Consider the following 13405-nt stretch of genomic DNA (forward strand, 5'->3'; position numbering starts at 1 on the left):
ACGGCCGGGGGCGGCACCCACACTGGTCCTGGCACCACACCGCACACCGAGCGCACCGCACGCCGAGAACGCCGACCACACCGTCGAACGCGGGGGGCACCGTGACCACGACCATCGGACGTCCGTGACACCCGGCCGAGGCCCCGAGCGAGCGGCCGGGAACGTCGAGCTGAACGCCTGGGCCGCCGAGCGCGGCACCGTGTACCAGTCGGCCGGGAGCATGGTCGTCGTCCATGGCGGTGTGCACGAGCACTACCACTCGGGTGGCACGGAGTCCGTCCGGACCGTCTCGTCGTCGGTCGGCGAGGAGTGCCCGTACCCGGGGCTGCGCGCGTTCCGCGGACAGGAGGCCGATCTGTTCTTCGGCCGGGAGGCCCTGGTCCACCACGTCCTGGAGCAGCTCGAACTCTGCCTGGCCGATCACCGGCCGCTGGCCGTCGTCGCGCCCTCCGGGACGGGCAAGTCCTCCCTGCTGCGAGCGGGCGTGCTGCCGGACCTGGCCAAGGGAAAACTGCCCGGTTCCCGGCACTGGCCGCAGTTGCTGTTCACCCCCACCGCCGATCCGCTCGCGGTGCTCGCCTCCGGTCTCGCCTCCCTCACCGGTGCCGAGGAGGCCCTGGTGCGGCGGGCGATGGAGGACGGGCCCGAGGTCCTCTCCGCCTTGGTGCGCGAACGGCTGCGCCTGCCGCCCGGAGGCCGGGCGGTGCTCGTCGTCGACCAGTTGGAGGAGCTGTTCACGCTCTGCCCGGACGAGTCCGCCCGCCACCGCTTCGCGGCGGTGTTGGACGGGCTGACCGGGCCGACCGAGCTGACCGACGGTCGGGAGCCGGCCGCGCTGGCCCTCTACGGCCTGCGCGCGGACTTCTACGGCCCCTGCGCCGGTCTCCCGCACCTGCGCGACGCCCTGGCACACCGTCAGGTGATCGTCGGGCCGATGACCGAGGCGGAGGTGCGCAGCGCCGTGGAGCGACCGGCCCTGCGCGGCGGCCTGACGGTCGGGCCGGGGCTGGTCGACACCGTCCTGCGCGACCTGCGCGGTCCGGCCCGGCAGGGCGAGGGCGGACACGGGGAGGGGTACGGGTACGAGGCCGGCCGGCTGCCGCTGCTCGCGCACGCCCTGCGGGCGACCTGGCTGGAGCGCCGGGGTGACGTCCTGACGGTGGACAGCTACCGCGACACCGGAGGCATCGACGGAGCGGTGGCGGCCACCGCCGAGGAGGAGTTCGGGAGGTTGGACCCCTCCGAGCAGCGGACGGCGCGGCTGCTGTTCCTCGGCCTGGTCAGGATCGGCGAGAACGGCGAGGTGACCCGCCGTCGCCGGACCCGGGCCGACCTGCTGCTGGCCGCCGCCGACCCACGGGCGGTGCCCACCGTCGCCGAACGGTTCACTCGGGCCCGCCTGCTCACCCAGGGCGCGGAGCGGGAGAACGGCGCCGTCACCGTCGAGGTCACCCACGAGGCGCTCATGTGGGCCTGGCCGCGGCTGCGCCGCGACTGGATCGGCGCCGGCCAGAGCGGTGTGGCGGTGCGTCAGAGACTGGAGGAGGCCGCGCTCTCCTGGGAACGCGGCGGCCGGAAGGACACCGCCCCCCTGCACCGCGGCGCCGAGCTGGAGCTGGCTCGTGACTGGGCGGCGGGCGCGGGCCCCGAGGACCTCACGCCGCTGGTGTCGGCCTTCCTGGCCGCCTCCCGGCGCCACCGGCGGCGTGGCCGGCTGTTGCGGCGCGGCGCGGTGGCGACCGTCACCGTCCTGGCCCTGCTCGCCTCGGCCCTGGCCGCGTTCGCCTTCCAGCAGAGCCGGATCGCCCTCGAACAGCGCAACGACGCGATCTTCGACCGGGTCAGCGCCGAGGCCGACCGCCAGCGCGCGGGCAACGGGGCGCTGGCGGCGCAGCTCGACCTGGTCGCCCACCGGATGCGCCCGACGCCCGCACTGCGCACGCAGCTGATGACGGACGCCGGCGCCGTGCTGCCCACCGTGCTGCCGGAGCTGCCCGGCCGGGTGAACAGCGTCGCCTTCGGCCCTTCCGGCCAACTCGCCACCGTGGCAGGCACGTTGCGGATCTGGCCCGCGCTCGACCCGGCCGACCCGCCCTCCGCGCTCCCGGCCGTGGTCGGCGAGGAGAAGGAGATCCACACGCAGTCGGCCGCCTACAGTCCCCAAGGGGCCCTGCTGGCCAGCGGCAGCGTGGACGGCAAGCTGCGGATCTTCGACGTCTCCGACGGCGGGCACCCGGTCGCACTGTCGGTGCCGGTCCCGACCGCGACCGCGAAGGGCGCGGTGTCGAGCCTGCGGTTCAGCCCCGACAACCGGGTGCTGGCGCTCACCGCCGTCAAGGAGCTCTCCGGTGACCAGACCGGCAGTGTGGAGCTGTGGAGCGTCGCCGACCCCAGGCACCCGGCCCTGCTGAGCACCCTGCCGTCCGTCCCCGGACAGGCGCCGCTCTCCGCCGTCTTCAGCCCGAACGGCGCCGTGCTCGCCGTCAGCGGCAACACTCCCACGGGTACGGCCGATCGCAACGCGCTGCTGCAGCTGTGGGACGTCTCCCGCCCGGCCGCCCCGACCGCGCTGAAGGCCCTTCCCGGCGGGCACGGCGACCTCGTCTCCCAGGTGGCGTTCAGCCCCGACGGGCGCTCGATGGCCAGCTCGGGCGCCGACGGCCGGGTACTGCTCTGGGACGTGTCGGACCCGGGGCGGCCGAACGTCACCAACATCCTGCCGCTCGGCTCCGGCGGCTCCGCGGTCACCTTCGGACCGGACTCGCGACTGCTCGCCACCTCCGACCAGACCGGCTACGTCAGCCTCTGGAACGTCGGCTCCCCGGCCCGGGCCCGGGTGATCGGCCCCGCGCTGCGCGGTCACTCCTCGGCGGTCAGCTCGCTGGCCTTCGACCCCACCGGACGCACGCTGGCCAGCGGCGGCGCGGACGGCCGGGTGGTGCTCTGGAGACTGCCTCCGACCCTCGCGGTCGCGGAGGGCGGGCAGCCCGTGACGGCGGTGGCGGTGAGCGACGACAGCAGGCTGCTGGCCGCGGCCGCCGGCGACCTGGTCACCCTGTGGGACGTCTCCGACCCGGGCCGGCTCACCCCGCTCGCCACGCTGCCCCGCTTCGAGGTCCCCGTACTCGCGCTGGCCTTCCGGCCCGGGAGCTCCGGGCGGGGCCTGCTCGCCACCGGTGGTGGCGACGCGCTCAGCGGCCTGAACGACGGTGCCGTCCGGCTCTGGGACGTGTCGGCGCCGGCCCGGCCGGTCGGCCTCGGCACGGCGTCCGCCCGGGACCTGCCACCGGTGTACGCCCTGGCGTTCGACGCGGACGGACGGACACTGGCCGCCTCCTCCATGTTCAGCAAGGGGACCTTCGCAGGCGGGCTGCACGCCTGGGGCGTCTCCGACCCGGCCCGACCCGCCCCGCTCGGCGGTGAGTTGGACCCGCACCGGATGCCGGTCCGGGCCATGACCGCCGCACCCGGCGGCGGGTACCTCTACACCGCGAACGTGCTCGGCTTCCTCCGGGTGTGGCGGACGGAGGGCCGGGCGGCGCCCGGCCCGATCGGCACCTCGGGCACCGGCCAGCCGCTCTGGTCGGTGGCCGCGGCCCCGAAGGCGCCGCTGATCGCGACCGGCAGCACGGACAGCCGGATCCGCCTGTGGGACGTCTCCGCACCGGAGAAGCCGACCGTCCTCGGGGAGCCCCTGTCCGCCGGCGGCTCCGTGCAGACCCTCGGCTTCACCCCGGACGGTGCGCTGCTGGCGAGCGGCAACGACCTCGGCCAGATCCGGCTCTGGAACGTCGGCGACCCGGCCCGCGCCACTGCCCACGGGCTCCCGCTCACCGGCCACCACGGCTCGGTCTGGTCCCTGCGGTTCAGCTCGCGCGGCCAGCTGGTCACCGGCGGCAACGACGGCACGGTGCGGCTCTGGCAGACCGAGGACTCCCGGGTCCGGGACGTGCTGTGCGCCGCCACCCGCACTGCCATGACCCCCGCTGTCTGGCAGCGGTACGTGTCGCAGGACCTCCCCTACGCCCCGCCCTGCGGCGGCTGACACGCCGTCACCCACCGCACTCGCCGAGCTCGATCGGCCGCCGGGCTCACCGGGCTCGCTGGGCCGCACGGGGGTGCCGTCCGGCGCGGCGCGGGGTGGGGCGCCCCCGGCACGCCTAGCCTCGGCCGGGTGTGGCAGGACTTGTTCGACGCGGGGGTCCCGTACGCCGAGAAGGCGGTCCGGACCGTGGTGGTGTACCTGGCGCTGCTGGTGCTGCTCCGGGTGGTCGGCAAACGCGGTCTGGCCCAGCTGAACACCTTCGACCTGGTGGTCATGCTGCTGCTCTCCAACGTGGTGCAGAACGCCGTGATCGGGGACGACAACTCGCTCAGCGGCGGGCTGTTCGGCGCCGTCGTGCTGCTCTTCACCGACGCGGTGCTGGTGCGCCAGGCCGCCCGCTGGGACTGGTTCTCCCGGCTGTTCCAGGGCACCGAGACGGTGCTGGCCCGGGACGGGGCGTACGACCACCGGATGATCCGCCGTCAGGGGCTGCGCCCGGCCGACCTGGACGTCGCGGTGCACCACCAGGGCGGCGACTCGATCGAGGAGGCGTCCCTGGTGGTGCTGGAGCCGGGCGGCACGCTGCTGGTCCGGCTCCGGCCGGGCGACCAGGTGGCCGACAAGGACGACGTGGCCGCGCTGCGCGCCCTGCTGGCCGCCATCGAGTCCCGGCTGCCGTCCCGCTGAGCCCGCGACGACTCGACGCGCAGCGCACCCTGACAACACGTCAGCGCCCGCCGTGCGCCTCCGCGCGCCCCCGGTTCACCCTTGATCACCCTCTGAGCCGCACGGTGAAGTGGTGCCCGGACGGCGGCCCGCCCGGGCCTCCGGCAGGCCGAGGAGTGGGGAACGGCATGACTGATGCGGGCACGGGTGGTCCGGGCCGGGAGCGGGCCGTGGTGATCGGCGGGGGCTACGCCGGCCTGCTGGCGGCCCGGACGCTGGCCGACCACTTCACCGAGGTCCTGGTGCTGGAGCGGGACGAGGTGGGCCGGGAGACCGGCGCCCACCCGAGCGCCCCGCAGGGGTACCACGCGCACGCGATGCTGGCCAAGGGCGCCGAGGTGCTGGAGAAGCTCTTCCCGGGCCTGCGCGGGGAGTTGGAGGAGCTGGGCGCCCCGGTCTTCGACTACGGCGAGCGGATCAGCTTCCTGCTGCCCACCGGCTACGCCACCCGCACCTCCACCGGGGTGCGGGTGCAGTGCTTCACCCGGGACGAGCTGGAGCGCCGCATCCGCGGCCGGGTGCTCGACCTGGCACCGGTGCGGCTGCTCGGCGGCGTCCGCGTCCAGGGCCTGGGCAAGGGCCCGGACGGCCGGATCGACACGGTCCGCTACCGGACCGCGGCGGGCGAGGAGTCGGAGGCCACCGCCGACCTGGTGGTGGACGCCTCCGGCCGCACCACCGCCATCGACGAGTGGCTGACCGGGGCCGGGCTCCCCGTGTCGGCCACGAGCACCGTGAAGGCGAAGATCACCTACACCACCATGGTCTTCGACCGCACGACCGAGGCACAGGAGTACGACCTCGCCTACCAGATGACCTTCGCCCCCTCGGTGCGGCGCGGCGGCGCGATGCTCGCGGTGGAGAAGGGCCGCTGGGTCTGCTCGCTGTTCGGCTTCGAGCAGCACCCGCCCACCGACCCGGACGGCTTCCTGGAGTACGCCCGCACCCTCGACAACCCCCGCCTGGCCGAGCACATCGCCCGCCGCAGCCGCCACGACGAGCTGCGCCGCTACACCAACCCCGGCAGCACCTGGCGCCTGCACCACCGCAACCCCGGCTGGCCGGAGGGGCTGATCGCGATCGGCGACGCGCTCTGCGTCTTCAACCCGGTCTACGGCCAGGGGCTGACCGTCGCCGCCATCGAGGCCGACGCGCTCGGCTCGCTGCTGCGCCGCCACCGCTCCGCCGGCACCGGCACGGCCGGTCTGAGCCGGGCCTACCAGCGCGCGGCGGCCGAGATCATCAAGGTGCCCTGGTCCCTCTCCACCACCTCGGACCTGATGTGGAGCCCGGGCGACCGGCCGCTCGCCGCCCGCTTCGCGCACTGGTACAACCAGCAGGTCTTCGCCCTGGCCCGGCACGACTCCGACGTCTGGACCCGCTTCGTCCGGGTGGCCAACATGACCGCCCCGTCCTCCCTGCTGATGCACCCCTCCGTCCTGGCCAAGATCGCCCGACGGGCCGTCAGCAGGCAGCCGGAGCCCGCCCGCTGACGAAGGGCGGTCCCCTCCCGCGCGCCCGGGGCGCCCCGGGCGCGTGGGAGGGGACCGGGGGCGGGTGGGTGGGCACCCGCGCCCCACCCGCGCGCCGCCGTGATCTCCCTCACATGGCCGTGTCCGTTCTGACAGTAGATCAATTCCCCATGTGTGACCATGATCCCGAACAGCCGGTCCGCGCTCCTCCCGGAGCACGCCACCACCGCCGAGCTGACCCGTCTCCTCTTCGGCCCCGACCGCGACCGCGTCCACCGCCCCTGGCGCGACCTGGTGGCCGACCCCCGGATGCACCGCCGTCCGGAGGACCCCGTCGCCGAGCAACTCGCCGCCTCCTACCGGCGGTTGCAGGCCGTCAACGCCTCGGTCGACGCCGCCGCCCTGGCCGGCTCCCCCGAGCAGCTGGCCGCCATGCACGAGTGGACCGGCCCGGCCGACGGGGCCCTCACCGTGCTCTCCGGCATCCACTACAACCTCTTCCTCGGCAGCCTGCTCGACCACGACGCCTCCCCCAAGCGGCCGTTGGACGCGTACCTGCGGATGGAGCGGACCGGCACCTTCCTCTGCACCGAGCTGGGCCACGGCAACGACGCCGCCGCGCTGGAGACCACCGCCGACTACGACCGCACCGGCCGCACCTTCACCCTGCACACCCCCACCCCGGCCGCCGCCAAGTTCATGCCCAACACCGGCCCCACCGGCGGCGCCAAGACCGCCGTGGTCGCCGCGCGGCTCCGGGTCGGCGGGCGCGACCAGGGGATCTTCCTCTTCCTCACCCCGCTGACCGACGAGACCGGTCATCCGCTGCCCGGCGTCACCGTCCACCCGCTCCCGCAGCGCCCGGGCAGTCCGGTGGACCACTGCCTGACCTCCTTCGACCAGCTGGTGCTGCCCTTCGAGGCACTGCTCACCGGCGCGCACGGCCGGCTCTCCGACGACGGCACGGTCAGCAGCGCCCTCGGCAGCAGGCGCAAGCGCTTCCTGGCCGCGATCGGCCGGGTGACGGCGGGGAAGCTCTGCATGAGCGCCGGAGCGATCGGCGGCGCACGGGCCGCGCTGGCCACCGCCGTCCGCTACTCCCAGCACCGCCGGGTCGCCGGCACCCGGCCGGACCGGCGGGTGCCGCTCTGGGCCCACCGCACCCACCACGGTCCGCTGCTGCACGGCCTGGCCACCGTCTACGCGATGACCGCCCTGCACCGCCGGACCCTGGCCGACTGGCTGGCCCACGACCCGGCCGACCCGGCCGCCCAGGCCGACCGGGACGCCGCCGAACGTCAGGTGGCCGTCACCAAGGGCTGGAACACCTGGCAGGCGAGGGAGTTGATCCTGGAGAGCCGGGAGCGCTGCGGCGCCCAGGGCCTGCTCCCGGTCAACGGGCTCACCGCCCTCGCCGCCGACATCGAGGGCACCATCACCGCCGAGGGCGACAACCTCGCCCTCTGGGCCAAGGCCGGCGCCGAGCTGCTGCTCGCCGACGACGCCCCGGACGGCGGGGGCACGGAGGCCTCCCCTGCCGACGACGGTTCGGCACCCCCCGTGCCGAACGCCGCCGGCCCCGCACACCACTCGCTCCGCGACCCCGCCGGACGCCAGGCGCTGCTGGCCGCCGCCGGCCGCCACCACCTCGGCCGGGCCCGGCTGCTGCTCCGCGAGGCCCCCGGCGGGGAGGCGATCGGCCGCTGGAACGCCGCCGCGCCCGATGCGCTGGCCGCCGTCACCGCCCGGGCCGAGCACGACGCCGGGGCCGCGCTGCTGGCCTGGGCCGAGGCCGCCGCCGAGCCGACCGCGCGGAGCCTGCTGGCCGACCTGCACCGGCTGTTCACCCTGGAGCGGATCGACCGCCACGCCACCGGCCTGCTGGCCACCGGCGCCCTGACCCCCCGTCAGGCCGCCGAGCTGCCCGCTCTGCGGGAGCGCTCCCTCACCCGGCTGGCCGGGCACGCCCTCCCCCTGGTGGACGCCTTCGACCTCCCCGAGCCGCTGCTCACCCGCCTGCCGATCGCCACCCCCGGCTACCAGGAGGCCTTCACCGTCTGACCGCCCACCGGAAGGCCCCGGCACCCGCCCCCGGCCACCAACCGACCGGGGGTACGGCACAGCGGGGCGGGCCTCCCTGACCACCCCCGTGGGCCAGGGAGGCCCGCCCCCTCCGGGCCGACCGGGCCGCACCACCGCCCGTGCTGCCCCGCGCCCGGTCGTCAGGGGTCCCCCGTCCCCCGTCTCCCGGGCGTCACGCAGTGGTCCGTCGGGCCGCGGCCCGTCAGGGGTCAGAGCGAGTCGCCGACCCAGTCCCACTTGGCCGAGGCGGCCGGGCGCGGTTCGTAGTGCGCTCGGCCGCCGGGGCCGTGCGAGCCGAGCTCCGTCACCAGGGCCGCCCCCGCCGCCAGTTCGTCCTCGGCCATGCCGGTGACGTCGAGCAGCAGCCCGTCCAGCGGACCCCCGACCAGCTCGCGGTAGGCCCGGCCGGGCAGCGGCCCCTGGTCGGGCGCCCCGTGGTCGGCACCGTAGACCCGGCCCCGTAGCAACAGCTCCTCGTCGTGTTCGTCCATCCCGCCATCCTGCCGGTCCCCACCGACAGTTCCCCGCCGGTCCCCCTCGGCAGGTCCCTGCCGGTCCCCGCCGGCAGGTCCGGCGTTCAGGTGGCCGTGGCCCCCGGCTGCGCCGAGGTCCGCACCGCCGGACGGGCGGCCGGCCGCGACGGGCGCGGGCGCAGCACCTGGCTGAGCACCTTCCAGGCGAACAGCCGCTGCGGCGGCGCCTGGAGGTTGGCCACCCAGAGGAACTCCCGCCCGGTGGCGGCGTCCTCGGCGGCGGCCCGGTGCAGCCGGCCCACGTAGCGGTTGAGCAGCTTGACCCGCAGGGTGCGCCTGCCCTCCACGAACGGGTACCGCAGGTCGGCCCCCACCGACATGTCCCACGGCACGTCCGTGACCTGCGCCGCCCGCCGGAAGAACTCGGTGGCGGCGGCCGCCCCGCGCAGCCGGCCGTACACCTCGCGCAGCGCCTCCGCCTGGCAGGCCGCCGCCGTCATGCCCTGGCCGTAGGTCGGGTTGAACTGGCAGATCGCGTCGCCGAAGACCAGGTAGCCCTCCGGCATCCGCTCGACCTTCTCGTAGCGGCGCCGGATGGAGACCGGGATGCGCATCAGCTTCGGCTCGGTGACCGGCTCCAGACGCTCCATCAGCCGGTGCAGCTCGGGCACGGCCAGCCGGGCGGCGAAGCCCAGGTAGCCCTCCGGGTCCACCGGCGGGTGGTCGCCGTTCATGCCGAACATGGTGACCAGCCAGCGGTCCCCCTCCGCGCTGAGCGCCACCCCGCCGCGCGGGATCGCGCCCGTGGCGCCGATCACGTACGCGTCGGCGTCGGCCTCGCCGGCCCGGCGGACGTACTCGCGGGAGACGTAGACCACCTTGGAGTCGATCCGCTCCTCCGGGGCCGGGAGGTAGCCGAGCGAGCGCAGCCAGGCCTCGCCCCGGTTGCTGCGGCCGGTGGAGTCGACGAACAGGTCGGCCGCCAGCTGCTCCGGCTCGGCGTTGACCTCCAGCACCCGCACGCCGGTGATCCGGCTCCGGGTCGGGTCGGCGACCGGCTCCAGCACCTCGCAGCGGTCCCGCACCTCCACCCCGGGCAGCGCGGCGACCCGGGAGCGCAGGTAGCGCTCCAGGGCCGGCCGGCTGACCAGCAGACAGGGCAGGCCGGAGTGCGCCTGCTTCATCTCGTACCCGTCGTTGAACCAGCGCACGTCCGCCTGCGCGTCCCGGACCAGCGCCCCCTGCCCGACCAGGTCCTCCCCGAGGCCGGGGAAGAGGTCCTCCAGCACCTGGAAGCCCTTGGCGAGCATCCCGTGCGCGTGCCCGCTCTGCGGCACCCCGCGCCGGGCGGCCGCCGTCTCCGGGAGCGCGTCCCGGTCCACCACGGTCACCCGTTCGTACGTCTCCGACAGCACCCGGGCCGCGAGCAGCCCGCCGATCCCAGCCCCTGCGACGACCGCGTGCCCGCCGCTCTTCCCACCCGTCATGCCGTCCTCCTCGTCGTGCGCTTGCCGGAACGAGCATGGCCCCCACGACTTGACGACTAATTGCCGTCCGCTTGTCGCCTCCGCCGTCACCCCGTCGAGCCGCCCCGTACCCCGTCTGGTGGACCGTCAGACCGAACCGCCGCCCGGGCCACGGGCGTCTCCCCCGCCTGGCGCAGCGACCGGTCACTTCATCAGACCACCGGCCCCGGGGGCCGACAAGGGAGCACGCGCCGCCGCCCGCGCGCCCCCGTGACAATGTCCGCGTCCTGTCACAGCACGTCAGACGGTGCGACCGGCCCCGGGACGGCACCCGTGTGGAGGGGTGACCAACACCCACTCACCGTTCGGGGGACGCACCATGCGAGTCCGTCAGCTCTCCACCACCGCCACCACCGCCCTGCTGCTCGCCGCCACCGGCCTGGCCCTGACCGCCTGCGGCCCGCAGGGCGGCGGCGCCGGGGCCGCACCGGCCCCGGCCGTCACGGTCACCACCACCCCGACCGCCACTCCCACCGCGGGCGCCAGCCCCGTGGCGCACACCTCCGCCGGCGCCTCCGCCGGTGCCTCCGCGGGTGCCTCCACCGGCGCCTCCGCCAAGCCGGGCGCCGCGAAGAGCAGCGCCAAGCCCACCGCCACGCCGTCCTCGGACTGCACCGCCGACGCCGCCCGGGTCGGCCGGGTGATCCAGGCGGTCGAGGTCGGGTACTCCACCTCGGTCTGGATCAAGGCCAAGGAGACCGTCTTCCGCTGTGGCCCCGACGTCCCGGGCGAGGGCTACTTCGAGGCCACCGGCCCGGTGAAGGTCTTCCAGCTGACCAACGAGGTGAAGAGCTCCGTGCTCCGCGAGCTGAAGGCCGAGCAGCTGCCGCTGAACGACTTCATGAAGCACGTCGACACCTGCCTGACCGACCGCAACTCGGTCCGCCTCCCGTACGGCTGCTACGGCAGCCAGTTCGCCGTCACGATCGAGAAGGGCTCCGGCAAGATCGACAAGATCGACGAGCTCTACCGCCCCTGAGCACGTCCGCTCCGTCCCGCCCGGCCGACCCGGGGCCCGATCAGGCCCCGGGCCCGCGCCCCGCTTCCTCCCCTTCCGTCTCCCGACCGTGCCTGTGGGCCGGATCACAGTTGAGGTTGACCCCGGGTCAGGGTCGATGCTCGTCGCAGCGGCAGGACGCCGCACCGGGCACCACCGACGCGAAGGAGCACCATGTCCACCGACCTCACCACCCCCGCCCCCTCCCGCCAGGACCAGGACCGTCCGGAACTGCGGCGCGCGATCGAGGAGTTGGCCCGGTCCGGTTTCCTCTCGGTCCAGCTCCGGGTGAACGACGGACGGGGCGAGTGGGCCGGCGCCGCCGGTCTGCGCGAACTGGGCCACGACGACGCGGCGCTGACGGACGGTCACTTCCGGATCGGCAGCAGCACCAAGAGCTTCGTCGCCACCACGGTGCTCCTGCTGGTGGCCGAGGGCGGGCTCGGCCTGGACGCCCCGGTCGCCGACCACCTCCCCGAGTTCGGGCTCGACCGGCGGATCACGGTGCGGATGCTGCTGCAGCACACCAGCGGGATCTTCAACCACACCGGCGAACTCGCCCCGGACGGGACGGTCGTACCGGGCATCCCCTGGCGCGGCAAGGAGTGGGTGGACAACCGCCTCCACACCTACCCGCCCGAGGAGTTGGTGCGCCTGTCGCTCTCCCACCCGCCGCGGTTCGCACCGGGCACCGGCTGGAGCTACGCGAACACCAACTACGTGCTGGCCCGGCTGCTGGTCGAGCGGGTCACCGGCCGCACCTTGGCCGAGGAGCTGCGGCGGCTGGTCACGGGCCCGCTGGGACTGACCGGCACCGTGGCACCGGGCACCTCGCCGGAGCTCCCCGCGCCCCACAACCACGGCCACTACCGCTACGAGGACGGCGGGCGGCAGCGGACCGTCGACGTCACCCGGCAGAACCCGACCTGGGTCGGCGCCGGCGGCGACATGATCTCGACCACCCGCGACCTGCACACCTACTTCTCCGCACTGAACGGCGGCAGGCTCCTGCCGCCCGGCCTGCTGGCCGAGATGCGCACCCCGGAGGCCACGGCCGGCTACGGCCTGGGGCTGTTCGCGCAGGAGACGGAGGGCGGCACCGTCTTCCACCACAACGGCGCCGTCATGGGCTCGGCCGCGCTGATGTACAGCAACGCCGACGGCAGCACGACCCTGACCGCCGGGCTGACCTGGGTGGACGACGCCGAACTGTCGATCGCCCCCGCCTTCCAGCGCGCCCAGCAGCGCTTCCTCGACGAGGTGTTCTGCGGCAAGCTGGACCGATGAGCGCAGGAGTCACGATCGGCCGGGCGGCGGCATTCGTCGGCATCACCGTCAAGACGGTGCGGCACTACCACAAGCTCGGCCTGGTCCCCGAGCCGGAGCGCGACGGCTCCGGCTACCGGCGGTACGGCTCGGGCGAGTTGCTCCAACTCGTCCAGGTGCGGACACTGGCCGCCGCCGGCGTTCCGCTGGCCGACATCGGCCCGATGCTCGACGCCGACCCCGAGTCCTTCACCACCGCACTCGCCGAGGCCGAGCGCCAACTCACCGACCGCATAGCCGAGTTGACCGCCCGCCGGGCCACCCTGCACCGCCTCGCCGACGGAGACCGGGCCCTGCTCCCCGACCGCGCCTGCGCCCTCCTTGAGCGCATGCCCGGCCTCGGCTTCGGCCCGGACTACGTGGCCGCGCAGCGCGAGGCCCTGGTCCTGGCCCGGGCCATGGTGCCGGACGGGTTCGACGGCTTCCTCGCCCAGCTCGAACACGGCCTCGACGACCCCGAGTTCGTCGACCTGGCCAGACGCTGCCAGGAGGCCGAGAGCTGGTCCCCGGACGACCCCAGGATCGAGGAACTCGCGACCGCCATGGCCGACCGCTACCTCGCCAACCCCGGTCTGTTGGGCGACGGCACCAGCATGCGGGCCTGGTCCCGAGCCTCGGCCCAGTACGAGCTGATCAACCGTCACCGCGACGACCAGGCGCCGGTCGCGGCCCGGCTGACCGCGCTCACCGAGCGCCGGCTCCGCGCCGCCGGCGTCCACGCCCCGCGCCGCTGACCCAACGGAAGGAGCCCGGACCCG

General features: G+C 75.0%; 9 protein-coding genes. 7 read left to right on the plus strand and 2 right to left on the minus strand.

Translation table 11 applies throughout. The annotated features are described in order from the left end of the window. Positions 1-124: 124 nt before the first annotated feature. The 4 genes from ACIA8O_RS17295 (at position 125) to ACIA8O_RS17310 (ending at position 8304) form a co-directional block, all read left to right on the plus strand. The gene (locus ACIA8O_RS17295; protein ID WP_396294672.1) at positions 125-4045 is read left to right on the plus strand and encodes a hypothetical protein; all 3921 of its coding nucleotides are present in this window, start codon (positions 125-127) and stop codon (positions 4043-4045) included. Between the two features lie 129 nt (positions 4046-4174). Continuing rightward, on the plus strand, positions 4175-4732 hold the full coding sequence (locus tag ACIA8O_RS17300; RefSeq protein WP_396294673.1) for a DUF421 domain-containing protein: 558 nt from the start codon (positions 4175-4177) through the stop codon (positions 4730-4732). Positions 4733-4899: 167 nt separating this feature from the next. After that, the gene (locus tag ACIA8O_RS17305) at positions 4900-6264 is read left to right on the plus strand and encodes an FAD-dependent oxidoreductase (RefSeq protein WP_396294674.1); all 1365 of its coding nucleotides are present in this window, start codon (positions 4900-4902) and stop codon (positions 6262-6264) included. A 159-nt stretch (positions 6265-6423) separates the two neighbouring features. Continuing rightward, a complete protein-coding gene (locus ACIA8O_RS17310) occupies positions 6424-8304 on the plus strand; it encodes an acyl-CoA dehydrogenase (RefSeq protein WP_396294675.1) in 1881 nt (626 codons plus the stop codon). Between the two features lie 230 nt (positions 8305-8534). On the opposite strand, the gene ACIA8O_RS17315 is transcribed toward ACIA8O_RS17310, so the two are convergent. Together ACIA8O_RS17315 and ACIA8O_RS17320 are read right to left on the minus strand one after the other, a co-directional pair. Continuing rightward, the gene (locus ACIA8O_RS17315) at positions 8535-8816 is read right to left on the minus strand and encodes a hypothetical protein (RefSeq protein WP_396294676.1); all 282 of its coding nucleotides are present in this window, start codon (positions 8814-8816) and stop codon (positions 8535-8537) included. Between the two features lie 86 nt (positions 8817-8902). Then, positions 8903-10285, minus strand: a complete 1383-nt coding sequence (locus tag ACIA8O_RS17320) for an NAD(P)/FAD-dependent oxidoreductase (protein WP_396294677.1) — start codon at positions 10283-10285, stop codon at positions 8903-8905. A 358-nt stretch (positions 10286-10643) separates the two neighbouring features. Here ACIA8O_RS17320 and ACIA8O_RS17325 point away from each other — a divergent pair, with 358 nt between their 5' ends. From ACIA8O_RS17325 to ACIA8O_RS17335, 3 genes are all read left to right on the plus strand, one after another. After that, a complete protein-coding gene (locus ACIA8O_RS17325; protein ID WP_396294678.1) occupies positions 10644-11303 on the plus strand; it encodes a hypothetical protein in 660 nt (219 codons plus the stop codon). Positions 11304-11495: 192 nt separating this feature from the next. Further along, positions 11496-12608: a serine hydrolase domain-containing protein gene (locus tag ACIA8O_RS17330; RefSeq protein WP_396294679.1), complete on the plus strand. Its 1113-nt coding sequence runs from the start codon at positions 11496-11498 to the stop codon at positions 12606-12608. Beyond that, positions 12605-13381 carry a MerR family transcriptional regulator gene (locus ACIA8O_RS17335; protein ID WP_396294680.1) on the plus strand — a complete coding sequence of 259 codons (777 nt, stop codon included), beginning with the start codon at positions 12605-12607 and terminating at the stop codon, positions 13379-13381. Before ACIA8O_RS17330 ends, ACIA8O_RS17335 begins: the two co-directional genes overlap by 4 nt. Positions 13382-13405 lie beyond the last annotated feature (24 nt).

The sequence above is a fragment of the Kitasatospora sp. NPDC051853 genome (assembly GCF_044452665.1).
Lineage (GTDB): Bacteria > Actinomycetota > Actinomycetes > Streptomycetales > Streptomycetaceae > Kitasatospora.